Here is a 16,574-nt window from a genome sequence, read left to right on the forward strand (position 1 = left end):
CAAATAAACAATAGGGTAGCACAACTGGTTAAAAGACAGTTCATATTGCACTTTGATGCAAATATAAACTGCAGATACTGATAAAACTACCAAATTTCATTCATTTATCTATCAAATAGACGGTTATTATGAATAGTACAACTAAACAAGCAGCAGGCGTAGCTCATACTGAACTTGCCGCTGATAATGCATATTATATCGAAGCTCTTTATGAGCAATTCTTAGGCGATCCAGATAGCGTTGATAGCGATTGGCAAGAGTACTTTAAACAGTATCAAGCGCCAAACGATGCTAAGCACAATGCGATTCAAGATCAATTTTTACTGCTTGCACGTAATCAGACGGCTAATAAAGGCGGCGGTTCTACTTCTGCCGCTCAAAGCTTAGCAGCTGACTGCGCTGATCCTAAGCAAATGGGCGTGCAGCAATTGATATCTGCGTATCGTCGCCGTGGTCATCGTCATGCCAATCTCGATCCTTTAGGGCTGCATCCGCGTCCAGAAGTAGAAGATTTGACGCTGGCTTATCACAACTTGTCAGAAGCTGATTTGGATACGGTATATCCAACCAACGATTTAAACATCGGTAAGAGCGAAGCGCCGCTACGTGAGATCATTGAGATCATGGAGCGCGTCTATTGTAGTTATATCGGTGTTGAGTACATGCATGTCACTAGCAGTACTGAAAAGCGCTGGATGGAAAAATATTTAGAAAGTAATTTAGGTTATATCGAGTTTGATAAAGAAAAACGTTTATCAATCTTAGAGCGTCTAACTGCTGCTGAGGGCCTAGAGAAGTATTTGGCACGTAAGTATACAGGGGTCAAACGTTTTGGGTTAGAGGGCGGCGAGAGCTTTATTCCTGCAGTTGATGAGATTATTCAGCGCGCTGGTGGTTATGGTACCAAAGAGATGGTCATTGGTATGGCTCACCGCGGACGTCTTAACTTACTGGTCAACATCCTAGGTAAAAATCCTGCTGATCTATTCGATGAATTCGATGGTAAAGTGCAACCAGAAAAAGGCTCAGGCGACGTCAAATATCACAATGGTTATTCATCAAACGTGATGACGCCTGGTGGCGAAGCGCATTTAGCACTAGCTTTTAACCCATCTCATTTAGAAATTGTCGCACCAGTGCTACAAGGCTCAGTACGGGCACGTCAAGTTCGCCGTAATGATCAGCCTGGTCATAGCGGTAAAGACGGCAACTCAGTACTGCCTATCGTGGTTCACGGTGATGCTGCTTTTGCAGGTCAAGGGGTAGTGCAAGAAACCTTCCAGATGTCGCAAACGCGCGCCTATACTACAGGTGGTACGGTACACATTGTCATTAATAACCAAGTAGGCTTTACGACCAGTCGTCAAGAAGATCTGCGTTCAACAGAATACTGTACTGATGTGGCAAAAATGGTACATGCGCCAATCTTACACGTGAACGGTGACGATCCTGAGTCAGTCATATTTGCAGCTCAGCTTGCGCTTGATTATCGTCACGAATTTGACAAAGACATCATTATCGATCTGTTTTGCTATCGCCGTAATGGTCATAATGAAGCCGATGAGCCGTCAGCGACGCAGCCACTTATGTATGCGGTTATCAAAAAGCTACCGACTACTCGTACGATCTACATCAATAAGCTTATCGAAGCTGGGGTTATCACAAGCGAAGACGCTACTAAGTATGAAGACGAATACCGCGAATCTCTAGATCGCGGAGAGTATGTCGCCAATTCATTAGTCAGTGAACCTAATGAGAAGTTATTTGTAGATTGGACACCCTATCTGGGTCATGATCTCGTTGATGACTGGGATACTAGTGTCGACATAGATAAGCTAAAGACTTACGGTCGCCGTATGGCTGAAGTGCCAGAGGGTTACAAGCTACAGCGTCAAGTGCAAAAGATGATGGAACAACGCTTGGCCATGCAAACGGGTGAAGAGCCGTTGAATTGGGGAGCTGCTGAGACTTTGGCATATGCGTCACTAGTAGATAACGACGAAGTATTAGTGCGTATCACTGGTGAGGATGTTGGCCGTGGTACTTTCTCACATCGTCACAGCGAAATCTTTAATGTTAACGATGGCAGCATGTATGTGCCTCTTGCGCACATTAGCGAAACGCAAGCACGATTTGCGACCTACAACTCACTATTATCAGAAGAAGCGGTATTAGCCTTTGAATATGGTTACGCGACTACGGTACCCAATGCCTTAATCATCTGGGAAGCGCAGTTTGGTGATTTTGTGAATGGGGCACAAGTGGTCATCGATCAGTTTATCTCGAGTGGCGAGACCAAATGGCAACGTGTTTGTGGTTTAACCATGCTATTGCCACATGGTTATGAAGGTCAAGGCCCTGAGCATTCCTCAGCACGTCTTGAGCGCTTCTTGCAGCTATGTGCTGAAGATAATATGCAAGTGATTACCCCAACAACGCCTGCGCAAATTTTCCATGCTCTACGTCGTCAGGCCGTTCGTCCTATTCGTAAGCCTATGATTGTAATGTCACCAAAGAGCTTGCTGCGTCATAAGCTGGCAACTTCGCAGTTAGAAGAACTTGCAAATGGTAAGTTTGAGACAATATTACCAGAGATGGATGAGCAAAACGCTGACAACATCACGCGCCTAGTACTGTGCGGCGGCAAGGTATACTATGACTTGTTAGAGCAGCGCCGTGAGCTTGGACTTGAGCATGTGGCTATTGTGCGTATTGAACAGCTATATCCTCTACCTGAAGCGCGTTTGATTAGCGAAATTGAAAAATACAGCAATCTAAAAGAGATCGTTTGGACGCAAGAGGAACCGCTTAACCAAGGCGCTTGGTATTACCTAGCACCGCACATGTTCCGTATTGTGGTACCGCATCCGACTAAAGCAAAAGTTATGGAACCTATCGCGCGTCCGCCAAGTGCAGCACCTGCGACAGGGTCACCTAAATTACACGCCCAGCAGCAGCAAGAGCTAGTTGCAGGTGGTCTTGGCGTTAGCGTTGATGAGTTGTCTAAATAATAGTTATATTAAGTCTTAAATTAATCAAGCGATGATAGTTAGTATTTTAACCCAACTATCACGACCCAATAATGAGCAGTATCCAAATCTAAGGAGTTTATCGATGGCTGAGATCAAAGCCCCCGTTTTTCCAGAATCGGTTGCCGATGGCACGATCGTTGAATGGCACGTATCAGAAGGTCAGCAAGTAAGTCGTGATGACTTATTGGCTGAAATTGAAACTGACAAAGTTGTATTGGAAGTGGTTGCTCCTGATGATGGTGTTGTGACCAAAATCGTCAAGCAAGTTGACGACACGGTCGAATCAGCAGACCTGATCGCTGAGTTTGAGTCTGGCGCTAGTGGCGATGCTGGTGGACAAGACGCTGATACTAGCGATAGCTCACAGACAGAGACGCCAGCGGTCAACCCAGATCAGCCTGCAGCTCCCGTACAACCTAAACAAGAAGGCTATGGTGATACTCCAAGCCGTCCAGAAGCTCCTGAAGCTGATCATAAAGATCAAAGCCCAGCAGTACGTAAAGCGGCAAAAGAGTCTGGCGTTGATCCAAAGAATGTCGAAGGTAGTGGCCGTGATGGTCGCGTGACTAAATCAGATATGGCAAGTCCAAAACTTAAATCAGACAGCTCTATTAAGTCTGATAGCGGTACTCCAGTTGCTGAATCGACAGGCGAGCGTACTGAAAAACGCGTTCCTATGACGCGCTTGCGTAAACGCGTCGCTGAACGTCTATTATCAGCAACGCAAGAGACCGCCATGCTGACGACGTTTAACGAAGTCAACATGAAGCCACTCATGGACATGCGTACCAAGTATAAAGATCAGTTTGAAAAACGTCATGGTGTGCGTTTAGGCTTTATGTCTTTATTCGTCAAAGCGGCAACTGAAGCGCTAAAACGTTTCCCAGCGGTTAATGCGTCATTAGATGGTGATGACATCGTTTATCACGGTTACTATGACATCGGTGTTGCCGTATCGTCAGATCGTGGTCTGGTCGTCCCTGTCCTACGCGATACCGATCAGATGAGCATGGCGGATGTTGAGAGTAAAATTCGTGAGCTTGGCGGTAAAGCGCAAGAAGGCAAGCTAGGTCTTGATGAGATGATTGGTGGTACCTTTACGATCTCAAATGGCGGCGTCTTTGGTTCATTGATGTCAACGCCTATCTTGAATCCGCCGCAAACGGCTATCTTAGGCATGCATGCTATCAACGATCGCCCAATGGCAGTTGATGGTAAGGTTGAGATATTACCTATGATGTACTTAGCTATGTCGTATGACCATCGTATGATCGATGGTAAAGAGGCCGTACAATTCTTGGTCACACTAAAAGACTTGGTTGAAGATCCAACCATGCTGCTATTAGACTTATAAGTCTTAAAGCTTGTATTGGCAACTGCTGATACAAGCTTTTTACCTTTGCTATGAGTAGCTCTGCTTGTTGTCATAAATATCTCTTAGCCTTTTCACAGCTTAGCTATTCTAGCAAACTTCTTTTCATTTATAGTCATAAAGCATCATTTAAAGCTTGTTTGTTATAAATACAATCTATTGTCTACGTACGATAGATCACTTATTTAATAAATAAAAATATTAAGGAAACTCATTATGAAAGACAGTTATGATCTAGTCGTCATTGGTGGCGGTCCTGGTGGTTACGAAGCCGCTATCCGTGCAGGTCAATTGGGTATGAGCGTGGCTTGTATCGAAAAACGCGTCTATAAAGGCGAGCCTGCGCTTGGCGGTACGTGCTTGAACGTTGGTTGTATCCCATCAAAAGCACTGCTCGATACTTCACATCGTTATGAGGCCACTAAGCATGATCTTGAAGAGCACGGTATCAGCACAGGTGATGTGGGTATCGACATTGAGAAAATGATCGAGCGCAAAGAAGGCATCGTCAAGCAATTGACAGGCGGCGTGGCAGCACTGTTAAAAGGCAATGGTGTTGAGTGGTTACAAGGCTGGGGTACGCTAGTTGATGGCAAGGGCGATGACAAAAAAGTTAAATTTGTCGCTTTAGAAGATGAAAGCGAGAGCACCATTACTGCCAAAAACGTTATCTTGGCTTCAGGTTCTATCCCTATTGATATACCAGTAGCAAAAGTCGATCATGAGCATATCGTTGACTCGACAGGCGCGCTTGATTTTACCGAAACTCCCAAACGCTTAGGCGTCATTGGTGCAGGTGTCATTGGTCTTGAGCTGGGGTCAGTATGGCGTCGCCTAGGTAGTGAAGTCGTCGTCTATGAAGCTTTGCCTGAGTTTTTGGCAGCAGCTGATAAAGATATTGCCAAAGAAGCGCGTAAGATGTTCAAAAAGCAAGGTCTTGATATCCGCGTTGATACCAAAGTGACCAATGCTGAAGTTAAAGATGGTCAAGTCGTGGTCACTAGTGAAAACAAAGGTGAGGCGTCTGATGAGAGCTTTGATAAGCTGATCGTTTGTGTCGGTCGCCGTGCTTATTCTGAGAAACTACTTGGTGATGACAGTGGCGTAACCTTGACCGAGCGCGGCCTTATCGATGTTGATGAGCAGTGCAAGACTAACTTAGATGGCGTATACGCTATCGGTGATTTGGTACGCGGTCCGATGCTGGCGCATAAAGCGATGGAAGAGGGCATGATGGCTGTTGAGCGTATTCATGGTGAAAAAGCTCAGATCAACTATGACACGATTATCAATGTCATTTATACCCATCCAGAAATTGCTTGGGTAGGTCTCACTGAGCAAGAAGCCGCTGATGCAGGCTATGAAGTCAAAACAGGCTCATTCAACCTAGCCGCTAACGGCCGCGCTCTGGCACAAAGTGAAGCGCAAGGGTCTATCAAAGTTGTCGCTGATGCCAAAACCGATCGCCTATTAGGTATGCATGCTATCTCTGCAGGAGCTGGCGACATTGTTCATCAAGGTATGATCGCAATGGAGTTCGTCTCAAGCATTGAAGACTTACAACTAATGACCTTTGCTCATCCAACAATCTCTGAGGCCGTACACGAAGCGGCACTATCAGCAGATGGACGTGCTATTCATGCTATCCAGCGCAAAAAACGTAAGTAGTTAACAGTTTTGCTTTAGCAAGATAATAGTTTGATTAGGCAACATAGCAGAACTCATTACGATGAGTTCTGCTGCTATGGTAAATTGCCTGATTTCACATTTTTACTCTCTCTTATTTAGATAATAACGAAGGATACAAGCAATGAATTTACATGAGTATCAAGCAAAAGAGCTGCTAAAAAGCTACGGCTTACCGATTCAAGAAGGTATTGTCGCTTATAGTGGCGATGAAGCCGCGGCAGCTTTTGACAAAACGCCGACGGATATCGCAGTTATCAAAGCGCAAGTTCACGCTGGTGGCCGCGGCAAAGCAGGCGGCGTTAAACTGGTCAAAACCCGCGAAGAAGCCAAAAAAGTGGCTGACGAGCTGATCGGTACCAATCTAGTGACCTTTCAGACCGATTCTGATGGCCAACCGGTCAACTTTGTACTCGTCGCAGAAGACATGTACCCAGTACAAACTGAGCTCTATCTTGGCGCTGTCGTTGATCGCTCAACACGCCGCGTGACCTTTATGGCCTCAACCGAAGGCGGCGTCGATATCGAAGAAGTTGCCAGTCAAACGCCTGAAAAGATATTTAAAGTCAGCGTCGATCCACTAGTGGGTCTGATGCCGTATCAAGCTCGCGAAGTCGCGTTTAAATTAGGTCTAGAAGGCAAGCAAGTCAATCAGTTTGCAAAGCTCATGAAAGGCGCGTATCAAGCTTTTATTGACAATGATTTTGCTCTGCTTGAAGTCAATCCATTAGCAGTACGTGAAAACGGCGAGATCGTCTGCGTCGATGGCAAAATCGGTATCGACTCAAATGCACTATACCGTCTGCCAAAAATCGAAGCTCTGCGTGATAAGTCGCAAGAGAATGAGCGTGAGCTTAAAGCATCAGAGTTTGATCTAAACTACGTAGCCCTAGAGGGTAATATTGGTTGTATGGTTAATGGTGCAGGCCTCGCTATGGCGACCATGGATATCATCAAGTTATACGGCGGTAAGCCTGCTAACTTCTTGGACGTGGGCGGCGGCGCGACCAAAGATCGCGTGGTTGAAGCGTTTAAGATTATCTTAGAAGATAGCAGTGTTGAAGGGGTCTTGATCAATATCTTTGGCGGTATTGTACGCTGTGACATGATTGCAGAGGCGATTATCGCTGCAGTCAAAGAAGTAGACGTGCAAGTGCCTGTAGTCGTGCGCTTAGAGGGTAATAATGCTGAAAAAGGCCTACAGATTTTAGAAGAGTCTGGTCTAAAGCTTACCTCAGCGCAAGGTCTTGCAGACGCGGCGCAAAAGATCGTTTCTGCAGTTACCACAGGTATCGTCAACTAAAATAATGATCAAAAGTAGGAAAAAATAATGAGTGTATTAATTGATAAAAATACCAAAGTATTGGTACAAGGTTTTACGGGTAAAAACGGTACGTTTCATTCTGAGCAAGCGATTGAGTACGGTACTAAAGTAGTCGGCGGCGTGACTCCAGGTAAAGGCGGTCAAACGCATCTGGGTCTACCTGTATTTGATACTATGGGCGAGGCCATGGAAGCGACGCAAGCGGACGCGTCTGTCATCTATGTACCAGCGCCCTTTGTACTAGATTCAATCGTTGAAGCTGTAGACGCAGGCGTTAAACTTATCGTTGTTATCACCGAAGGCGTACCGACTTTAGATATGCTAAAGGCCAAGCGTTACCTTGAAGCTGCAGGCGATGTACGCCTTGTCGGTCCAAACTGCCCAGGCGTTATCACGCCAGGCGAGTGCAAAATAGGTATCATGCCAGGTCATATTCATCTGCCAGGCAAAGTGGGTATCATTTCACGTTCTGGTACGCTGACCTATGAAGCCGTTGCGCAAACGACAAAGCTAGGTTTTGGTCAATCAACTTGTATCGGTATTGGCGGCGATCCTATCCCAGGTATGAATCAGATAGACGCGCTAAAACTGTTCCAAGACGATCCACAAACCGAAGCCATCATCTTGATCGGTGAGATTGGCGGTACGGCTGAAGAAGAAGCGGCAGCGTACATTAAAGATAATGTGACTAAACCTGTTATCGGTTATATCGCTGGTGTGACGGCACCTGCTGGCAAGCGTATGGGTCACGCAGGCGCGATTATCTCTGGTGGTCAAGGCACAGCCGAAGAAAAGTTCAAAGCCTTTGAAGACGCGGGTATCGCTTATACACGCGATCCCTCAAAACTAGGTGACAAGCTAAAAGAAGTCACTGGCTGGTAATGCGTTAAAAGCTACATAAGTTTGGCAGATAACTATTTAATTATATTGATATACTATAAAGACACTTCACAATGAGGTGTCTTTTTTTATTCTTATATACTTTTGGTTATATTATGAAGCACAAGATTCTGGTCACAGGCGGCGCAGGTTATATAGGGTCTCATACTTGCATTGCACTATATCAGGCAGGGTATGAAGTGGTTGTCTTTGATAACTTATCTAATAGTAGCGTTGAGGCGCTCAATCGTGTCTCAACGCTCATTGGTGAGTCCATCGAATTCATTGAAGGCGACATTCGCGACCGCAGAGCACTACAAAAAGTATTCGCTCAACACGAATTTTTTGGCGTTATTCATTTTGCAGGACTAAAAGCGGTTGGTGAGTCTGTCGCCAAACCTCTGCTTTATTATGACAACAATGTTAGTGGGACTATTACACTACTTGACATTATGAGTAAATTTAGCGTTAAAAGTTTCATCTTCTCTTCGTCAGCAACGGTCTATGGCGATGCTGAAATTTTACCTATTGATGAAAGCTCTCCTCGTTCTGCGACCAATCCTTATGGTCAAAGTAAGCTGACGGTTGAACACATCTTAGAAGATTTAGCAGTAGCAGATAAAGACTGGAATTTGGTAACTTTGCGCTATTTTAATCCGGTAGGCGCGCACTCTTCAGGTACAATTGGTGAGGATCCAAATGACATTCCCAATAACTTGATGCCGTATATCTCTCAAGTTGCCGTCGGCAAACTTGAAAAGTTAAATATCTTTGGTAATGATTACGCCACTATTGATGGTACGGGTGTCCGTGATTTTATTCATGTGACTGATTTAGCATCAGGTCACGTTGCCGCTTTAAATTATTTAAAGCAGCAAGACTGTGCAAAAGAGAGTCGCTCAGTAGGATTTTTACCCATTAATTTGGGTACGGGTAAAGGGACTTCCGTTTTAGAGTTAGTCGATACGTTTGCTAGTGTAACTGAGCAAAATATTCCTTATCAGTTTGCCGAGCGCCGCGCGGGAGACATCGCCAGTTGTTACGCTAGTGCTGACAAAGCAAAAACATTGCTGGACTGGGAAGCTAAGCTATCTATCATCGATATGTGCAGCGATACTTGGCGCTGGCAAAGTCAAAACCCTAATGGCTATAATGCCTCTTAAATTTGATGCTATTGCATGTTACTTTTAATTAAAACGCTTTATCTACACTAAAACCTTTTGACGCAGATTCTATTTATGACAAAAATTACTCATGCTGTTATTCCTGTAGCAGGCTTTGGCACTCGAATGTTGCCATTATCAAAATCAGTACCCAAGGAGCTGTTGCCACTAGGCAATCGTCCCGCTATTCATTATGTGGTCGAAGAGGCCATTGCTGCTGGTATCAAGCACATCGTGTTAGTCGGTCATGCACAAAAAAGCGCGATCGAGAACTATTTTGATACCAATGCAGAGCTGGATCATCAGCTTCGGCAAAAAGGCAAAGACGCGCTTGCTGATAGTTTAAACTGGTTACCAGAGGATGTCAGCGTATCTATGATACGTCAGGGCAAAGCGCTAGGTTTAGGTCACGCGGTGCTAGCTGCGCGCCCCATTATCGGTGATAACGATTTTGCGGTGTTGCTACCAGATGTGGTGCTGGATCCTTTTACCACTGATAGCCAAAGCGATAACTTAGCTTTTATGATTAAACAGTTTGCTGATGATAGGCATTCGCAAATACTAGTGGATCAAGTGGCTGACGAAGACGTACATAAATACGGTATTGCTAAGCTCAGTCAAGACCACGACCTTGCTACCCAAAACGATAATACTTCAGAAAATATGAGTTTTAAAGTTGCAGGATTTGTAGAAAAACCTAGCCTAGATAAGGCGCCATCTCGGCTGGCTGTCGTAGGCCGCTACGTATTTAGCAATCAGATATTTAATTATCTGGCGAATACTACTGCTTCTGTTGGCGGTGAGATTCAACTGACCGATGCGATCGATGCTCTAATCAGTCAGTATGGCGTCAATGTCACGACAATGCGCGGCGATAGTTATGATGCAGGTGATATGCACTCTTATATGCAAGCGTTTATCTATTTTGCCCAGCAACAACTTGATAATAATTAAGACATGGATGTAAAAATGCAAAGCTACAGCGCTAATAGTGCTCGCCACTCAAAACCATGGCAGCAGCTGCAAGACCTTGCCAAACAGTCCTGGTCACTTGCTGAGCTGTTTGCTAAAGACTCTGCTAAAGGGGACGCGCGTACGACGCGTTTCAGTACGCAGGCAGGTGAGCTGTATATGGATTACAGCAAACAATGTATCGATGAGACGGTATTGTCGACGCTTTTAGACATGGCTGACAGTTGTGATTTATCTGGACGTATAAAAGCCTTGATGCAAGGCGCTATGGTCAATACCAGTGAAGAGCGTGCTGCTTTGCATACGGCGTTACGTCTACCATCAACTGCCAAACTGCAAATGGGTGAGCAAGATGTTGTGGCTGATGTACATAAGAGTCTATTGCAGGTAGAGCGTTTGTCCAAACGTATTAGAAATGGCACGTGGCGCGGGTTCTCGGGTAAAGCAATTACCGATGTGGTCAATATCGGCGTTGGTGGTTCAGACCTTGGGCCGTTGATGGCAGCGACTGCTCTTGATGAATGGTCTGATACCGATATTAGGGTACATTTTGTCTCCAATATGGATGGCTCCCAGCTCGATAATTTGCTCAAACGCTTAAATGCAGAGACCACGCTATTTATTATCTCCTCCAAATCCTTTGGTACCGTTGACACCTTATCCAACGCGAAGACGGCGCTGTCATGGCTGCTAGCAACCGCTAAGCGCCGCGATGGTAGTGAGGATAGCGTATTACGTCGGCACTTTATCGGTATATCTGCTAATAACGAAAAAATGAGCGCTTGGGGTATTCATCCTGAGCACCAGTTGCAGCTTTGGGATTGGGTCGGTGGACGCTTCTCTTTATGGTCAGCGATTGGTTTAGCCATTGCTGTGCGCATTGGTATGAGTCAGTTCCGTGAATTGCTCGCTGGCGCGCACAGTATGGATGAACATTTTGCCCATACTGATTTTGCGGATAATTTGCCTGTGCTACTGGGTTTGCTCGCGGTTTGGAACAGTACGTTCTTGCAAATACATGCTCATACCGTACTTCCATATGATGGCAGACTGAGCTATTTGCCCAGTTATTTGACGCAGCTTGAGATGGAGAGTAATGGTAAGTCGGTCACTCATGATGGCACTCGCGTTGATTATAATACCTGTCCAATTCTTTGGGGAGAAATTGGATCTGATGCTCAGCATGCGTTTTATCAGCTACTTCATCAAGGTACTCAACACGTTTCTTGCGACTTTATCGCTTGCGTGCGTCACTACAGCGATGAGCTACAAAATGCCTCCTTGCAGCATCAGCATGAGCTATCTTTGTCTAACTGTTTGGCGCAAAGCCGCGTCCTAGCCTTTGGTAATGCAGCAATCGTTGAGAAGACTCATGCTTGCGAGGCGGACAAGTACAAGCATTACCGTGGTAATCAGCCCTCAACTACGCTATTGCTCGACAAACTCACGCCGCATAGCTTAGGCGCGCTTATTGCCTTATATGAGCATAAAGTTTATGTCATGGCTAGTATTTGGGATATTAATCCTTTTGATCAATGGGGCGTTGAGATGGGTAAACAGATGGCAGAGACGGTTTATCATGCCCTGCAACAAGACGGTAGCGAGCAGTTTGATAGCTCGACCAATCAGCTGCTTGCCCATATCAAACAGCTGTCTTGATACTGTTTGTAGTTAAATTTAGATGATAATTAGACGTAAATGATAATAAGAAGTGAAAGGTAATCTTATGACTTCAAACTCTGCTAACAGTAATTCTGCTAACAGTAATAATGGCGAAAACGCTAATCGTTTTGCTGTCAAATACTCTGATGTCTGCGTACTTATTGGTCATGGTATTGAGGCTTTAACTAGTGCAGTCGTGTTGGCAAGTTTAGGTCAATACGTTCATATCTATGCCGATAACGATAAATTGTCACAGCAGCTGCAGCAATACAGTTTTGAGCATCATCTGCAAGCACTGTGGCAGCTTTATGTTCAACAAGAACAGATAATAAGTTTTCAGTTGCCTAAAAATGCGGATGAACTCATTATTACTTATGAAGAGCCTACTACCGATAGCAAGCATGACAGCACTCAGATTCTACCCCGCGCCGCGCTCTATTGGCTGTTTCTTGATGACATAAAATCATTTTGGAATGATGAGAGCTGGGTTAGCAGCTTTAATGATAGTCAGCAGCAGACCCAACCGATTATTATGAGTGGTATCGAAAATCTAGGTCATATCTCTCAAGTTGCTCAGCGTCTAAGACGTGCTTGGGTGTATTATGTGCCCTTTGTATTCTTGCAAGATGGCGAGGCCTATAGCTCGATGCTTAAACCCTCGCTGTGGTTACTGGGCGAAAAGACGCCAGACAGCAGTCAGCATCTACGCGCGCTACAGCCTCTAATGCAACAGGCGCGCTCCTATCATCATGCTGATATTGCAACGATAGAATTCGCTCGCAGTAGTATTATGGCCATGCTAGCGACTCGAGTGAGTTTTATGAACGAGATGTCACGCTTAGCAGATAGCCAGAATGTCGATATCGGACAGGTCAGTCAAATCATGGGACTCGATGCGCGCGTGGGTAGCAGCTACTTACAAGCAGGTTGGGGTTTTGGCGGTAATACTTTGCCTAGTGAGCTTATAAAGCTGGAAGAATCAGGCGAGACTAGCCGCGTTGAGATGCCACTACTGCAAGCGGTCATGCACATCAACGAAGACCAAAAAGAGCTGATATTTCGCAAATTTTGGCAATATTTTGATGGATTTATCGATAATAAAACCGTAATGATTTGGGGCGGTAGTTATAAATCAGGCTCTGGACGCACCGCAAATTCTGCAATTCATCCGCTCCTGAGCTTATTGTGGTCGTATAATATTCATACGCTTATCTATAGTGATAAGGCACAAACCGAACTCGCTGAGCAGTATGAAGAACAGCCGCTTATGACGCTGATTAATAGCCCTTATCAGTCTTTAGCTAGTGCTCAAGCTATATTTATCATCAGCTGGTCGCCACAAGATCGCTTAGATGTTGCCAGTATCAATCAGTACGCAATGCCTATCTTTGATGCGCAGAATATATTGACCCGTGTGCAAGTTGAGGGACTTGTTGGCGGTTACGTGGGTATCGGTCGCAACAAGTCATAGTTTTTATCATTAAAAAAGGGTCTGCTCATATGATAATGAGTAGACCCTTTTTTTATTCTATTAACCTCGAAGCGTTTTTAGACAATATAACAGACTAGATACGTTAAGCCGGTATCGCTCCTTGAGCGGCTAACCACTGCTGAATGTCGTCCACTTTTTGCGCGAGTAACTCTTTATCCCCACGCGCTTCAATATTTAGACGAATCAGTGGCTCAGTATTAGACGCTCGCAAATTAAAACGCCAATCACCAAAGTTCAGGCTCAGTCCGTCTAAGGTCGATTTTTTAGGGTTTTGCGCGCTAAATCTATTTTCTATGGCGCTGATAATACTGGGCGCATCATGGGTAGTCAGGCGAAAGTTAAGCTCGCCTGAGCTTGGATAGTCGCTGATATAGCCTGTGACCAATTCTGACAGCGTTTTGCCTGTGACTGACAATAGCTCAATGGTCAACAGCCAAGGTATCATGCCACTATCACAGTAGAAAAAATCGCGAAAATAATGATGCGCGGACATCTCACCGCCATAGACAGCGCCTGACTCTCGCATCACCTGCTTGATAAAAGAGTGTCCTGATTTACTGATAACTGCCTGACCGCCATGAGCGTCGATAACCGCTTCGGTGTTGTATATCACCCGAGGGTCGTAGACGATAGATTCGTTGGCATACTTATTCAAAAACGCTTGAGCAAGCATACCAACGACGTAACTACCATCGATAAACTCGCCGTATTCATCGAATAAAAAACAGCGATCAAAGTCGCCGTCAAAAGCAATACCTAGATCAGCTTTGTTGTCTAAAACTGCCGCTTTGGTAGCCACTCGATTGACCTCAATCATAGGATTGGGGATACCATTAGGAAAACTACCATCAGGGGTGTGATGTAGCTTGATTACCTCAATTGGCGCGCCAGCCGTCTTAAGTTTATGGACTAATAAATCAACAACGGGGCCTGCGCTACCATTGCCTGAATTAATCACAAGCTTCAAGGGTTTAAGTATATCGATATCAATAAAATCGATGACATGATTGATATAAGCGCTTTTGTCTGTCAATAACTGTATTTGTCCCGCTGCATGCGTTGGGGTAAAGTCGCCAGACTCAGCTAACGCTTGAATCTCAGCTAAACCATCGTCACTGCTGATTGGTTTTGAGTGCTCTTTGACCAGTTTAAGTCCATTGTAATTAATTGGATTGTGGCTGGCAGTGACTTCAATGCCGCCCATCGCTTGATAGTGACTGGTCGCAAAATATACCTCTTCGGTGCCGCTCATGCCTAAATCGATAACATCGACGCCTGCATCTATAACCCCTTTGATAGTCGCCTGTTTAAGGGTTTCACTTGAGTGGCGAATGTCGCTACCGATGACGATAGCCGTTTGCAAGCCCTCCTTATTCTCACTCTTATCGGTAGCCTTAAAACGCGCTGATAAAATCTGCGCAAAGGCGCGCCCGATACGATAGGCAATGTCTTCATCCAAACTTACGCCCAGCTCACCGCGAATATCATAGGCTTTAAAGGAGCTGATAGTTATAGGTTCAAATGAGGGGGCAGGTTGATAGTTCGCTGAGGCAGACATAAAAGGGACGTTCCTTGCGTTTAAAATAGTATCGTTAATTGTAGCAGTAGTATGACTATAAGCGTCTACTTATTCAATGCTACACTAAGCGATAAATCAAACTCGTTCAAGCAAGCAATAAATCTAATAATCTAATGAGAGCAGGTGATGACAGTACTTAATAACAACGCAGCCACAAGTAAAACGCCAAAAACCATCATAACGCCCAAGCCAGCATTAGGCGTACCAGAAGCAACAGGTGAGCTTGAGGATTTATTGGCGCTTATGGCACGCTTGCGCAGTGATTGTCCTTGGGATCAAAAACAGACTAATCATAGCCTAATCCCTTACGCCATCGAAGAAGCCTATGAGCTTGGCGCGGCGGTACAGACTGACGATGACGAAGATATCAAAAGTGAGCTGGGTGATGTGCTATTACAAGTGGTCTTTCATTGTCAGCTTTATGCTGAGCAAGGGCGTTTCGACATTAGTGACGTAATAGCGACTCTACAACAAAAACTGATTCGTCGCCATCCACATGTGTTTGAGGCTGAGAGTCTCAAAGATGAGACGGCCGTAAAAGCGCGCTGGGATGAGATCAAAGTTGTGGAACGACAAGCTGATGAAGCAAGGGGTAAACCAAGACGCCGGTTAGATGCTATCAAAGCAGGGAGTGCTCTGATGCAAGCGCAAGAGGTGCAAAGTCAAGCCTCAAAATTAGGCTTTGATTGGGACGGAGTGGACGGCGCATTTGATAAGCTTGAGGAGGAGATCAATGAGCTTAAGAGTGAAGTGAGTAATCAAACAGACGCTGATATCCAAACCAATATCGCTGCTATCGAAAAGGAGCTGGGCGATTGTATATTTGGACTGGTCAACGTCGCGCGTAAGTTAGGTCTTGACGCAGAAGCGGCTACGCTCACCTGCGTGCATAAATTTAAATCACGCTTTGGCTATATCGAAACACAACTAGAGCAGGCAGGTAAGCGCTTTGAGGAGAGTGACATACAGGAGATGGATGCACTATGGGAGGCCGCCAAACAGCATGAGCGCCGTTAATAAATATGCAACTTACAACAGTAGCCTTATGTTTTGTCTATTGTTAATAGGCTGTATTATCAGTGCTTTGCCAGCCCAAGTCCATGCAGCGCCTTGTTTCGATGATCCTGCAAGTGCTTATCAGTATTTGTTGGCACAAGAAAAATCAGCAGTGCAAGCACGAGAGCAAAAAAGGGTGAATATCAATCGTGCGAGCGAGGGTGAGTTGACCTCGCTAAACGGTATCGGCAGTAGTAAAGCGCAAGCGATCATCTTGTACCGCGAGATGTTCGGCGACTTTAAATCAGTTGATGAGCTACAAAAAGTCAAAGGCATAGGCGCAAAAACGATTGAAAAGAATCGCTCTCGCTTACAGATAAGCGAATAAGACGCTTGATATCATGGCACCTAGCCCGC

Annotated in this window: 12 protein-coding genes; 11 read left to right on the top strand and 1 reads right to left on the bottom strand. The window is 45.2% G+C overall.

The features are described 5' to 3' along the window. Positions 1-128: 128 nt before the first annotated feature. The 9 genes from ACTXGE_RS01015 to ACTXGE_RS01055 all read left to right on the top strand — a co-directional run bounded on the left by ACTXGE_RS01015 (position 129) and on the right by ACTXGE_RS01055 (position 13,561). On the top strand, positions 129-3,011 hold the full coding sequence (locus tag ACTXGE_RS01015; RefSeq protein WP_317199653.1) for a 2-oxoglutarate dehydrogenase E1 component: 2,883 nt from the start codon (positions 129-131) through the stop codon (positions 3,009-3,011). A gap of 103 nt (positions 3,012-3,114) precedes the next feature. Continuing rightward, positions 3,115-4,386: a 2-oxoglutarate dehydrogenase complex dihydrolipoyllysine-residue succinyltransferase gene (gene odhB, locus ACTXGE_RS01020; RefSeq protein WP_443541197.1), complete on the top strand. Its 1,272-nt coding sequence runs from the start codon at positions 3,115-3,117 to the stop codon at positions 4,384-4,386. A 234-nt stretch (positions 4,387-4,620) separates the two neighbouring features. Further along, positions 4,621-6,072 (top strand): dihydrolipoyl dehydrogenase, encoded by a 1,452-nt coding sequence (gene lpdA / locus ACTXGE_RS01025; protein ID WP_317199651.1) that lies wholly within the window; start codon positions 4,621-4,623, stop codon positions 6,070-6,072. Positions 6,073-6,214: 142 nt separating this feature from the next. After that, positions 6,215-7,393, top strand: coding sequence for an ADP-forming succinate--CoA ligase subunit beta (sucC, locus tag ACTXGE_RS01030; RefSeq protein WP_317199650.1), 1,179 nt, complete (start codon positions 6,215-6,217; stop codon positions 7,391-7,393). A gap of 27 nt (positions 7,394-7,420) precedes the next feature. Further along, positions 7,421-8,296 carry a succinate--CoA ligase subunit alpha gene (gene sucD, locus ACTXGE_RS01035; protein WP_435950036.1) on the top strand — a complete coding sequence of 292 codons (876 nt, stop codon included), beginning with the start codon at positions 7,421-7,423 and terminating at the stop codon, positions 8,294-8,296. A gap of 113 nt (positions 8,297-8,409) precedes the next feature. Continuing rightward, complete coding sequence (gene galE, locus ACTXGE_RS01040) at positions 8,410-9,456, top strand: UDP-glucose 4-epimerase GalE (protein WP_435950037.1); 1,047 nt, start codon at positions 8,410-8,412, stop codon at positions 9,454-9,456. Between the two features lie 75 nt (positions 9,457-9,531). Next, positions 9,532-10,410 carry a UTP--glucose-1-phosphate uridylyltransferase gene (locus ACTXGE_RS01045; RefSeq protein ID WP_443541196.1) on the top strand — a complete coding sequence of 293 codons (879 nt, stop codon included), beginning with the start codon at positions 9,532-9,534 and terminating at the stop codon, positions 10,408-10,410. A 15-nt stretch (positions 10,411-10,425) separates the two neighbouring features. Then, on the top strand, positions 10,426-12,087 hold the full coding sequence (pgi, locus tag ACTXGE_RS01050; protein WP_443541195.1) for a glucose-6-phosphate isomerase: 1,662 nt from the start codon (positions 10,426-10,428) through the stop codon (positions 12,085-12,087). Positions 12,088-12,154: 67 nt separating this feature from the next. Next, entirely contained in the window at positions 12,155-13,561 is a 1,407-nt protein-coding gene (locus ACTXGE_RS01055) for a UDP-glucose/GDP-mannose dehydrogenase family protein (RefSeq protein WP_443541194.1), read from the top strand. A gap of 103 nt (positions 13,562-13,664) precedes the next feature. On the opposite strand, the gene ACTXGE_RS01060 is transcribed toward ACTXGE_RS01055, so the two are convergent. Further along, entirely contained in the window at positions 13,665-15,140 is a 1,476-nt protein-coding gene (locus ACTXGE_RS01060) for a phosphohexomutase domain-containing protein (protein ID WP_443541193.1), read from the bottom strand. Positions 15,141-15,404: 264 nt separating this feature from the next. Here ACTXGE_RS01060 and mazG point away from each other — a divergent pair, with 264 nt between their 5' ends. Together mazG and ACTXGE_RS01070 are read left to right on the top strand one after the other, a co-directional pair. After that, on the top strand, positions 15,405-16,178 hold the full coding sequence (mazG, locus tag ACTXGE_RS01065; RefSeq protein ID WP_443541327.1) for a nucleoside triphosphate pyrophosphohydrolase: 774 nt from the start codon (positions 15,405-15,407) through the stop codon (positions 16,176-16,178). Beyond that, positions 16,165-16,545: a ComEA family DNA-binding protein gene (locus ACTXGE_RS01070; protein WP_443541192.1), complete on the top strand. Its 381-nt coding sequence runs from the start codon at positions 16,165-16,167 to the stop codon at positions 16,543-16,545. The genes mazG and ACTXGE_RS01070 overlap by 14 nt, the downstream gene beginning before the upstream one ends. Positions 16,546-16,574 lie beyond the last annotated feature (29 nt).

The sequence above is a fragment of the Psychrobacter sp. T6-4 genome (genome assembly GCF_052258425.1).
In the GTDB taxonomy this organism is placed as follows: Bacteria; Pseudomonadota; Gammaproteobacteria; order Pseudomonadales; family Moraxellaceae; genus Psychrobacter.

What these genes read in the sequence shown, in the direction of transcription:
- ACTXGE_RS01055 (WP_443541194.1), top strand. Translation starts at nt 12,155, where the DNA reads ATGACTTCAAACTCTGCTAACAGTAATTCTGCTAACAGTAATAATGGC.
- pgi (WP_443541195.1), top strand. Translation starts at nt 10,426, where the DNA reads ATGCAAAGCTACAGCGCTAATAGTGCTCGCCACTCAAAACCATGGCAG.
- odhB (WP_443541197.1), top strand. Translation starts at nt 3,115, where the DNA reads ATGGCTGAGATCAAAGCCCCCGTTTTTCCAGAATCGGTTGCCGATGGC.
- galE (WP_435950037.1), top strand. Translation starts at nt 8,410, where the DNA reads ATGAAGCACAAGATTCTGGTCACAGGCGGCGCAGGTTATATAGGGTCT.
- mazG (WP_443541327.1), top strand. Translation starts at nt 15,405, where the DNA reads ATGGCACGCTTGCGCAGTGATTGTCCTTGGGATCAAAAACAGACTAAT.
- ACTXGE_RS01060 (WP_443541193.1), bottom strand. Translation starts at nt 15,140, where the DNA reads ATGTCTGCCTCAGCGAACTATCAACCTGCCCCCTCATTTGAACCTATA.
- sucD (WP_435950036.1), top strand. Translation starts at nt 7,421, where the DNA reads ATGAGTGTATTAATTGATAAAAATACCAAAGTATTGGTACAAGGTTTT.
- ACTXGE_RS01045 (WP_443541196.1), top strand. Translation starts at nt 9,532, where the DNA reads ATGACAAAAATTACTCATGCTGTTATTCCTGTAGCAGGCTTTGGCACT.
- lpdA (WP_317199651.1), top strand. Translation starts at nt 4,621, where the DNA reads ATGAAAGACAGTTATGATCTAGTCGTCATTGGTGGCGGTCCTGGTGGT.
- sucC (WP_317199650.1), top strand. Translation starts at nt 6,215, where the DNA reads ATGAATTTACATGAGTATCAAGCAAAAGAGCTGCTAAAAAGCTACGGC.
- ACTXGE_RS01015 (WP_317199653.1), top strand. Translation starts at nt 129, where the DNA reads ATGAATAGTACAACTAAACAAGCAGCAGGCGTAGCTCATACTGAACTT.
- ACTXGE_RS01070 (WP_443541192.1), top strand. Translation starts at nt 16,165, where the DNA reads ATGAGCGCCGTTAATAAATATGCAACTTACAACAGTAGCCTTATGTTT.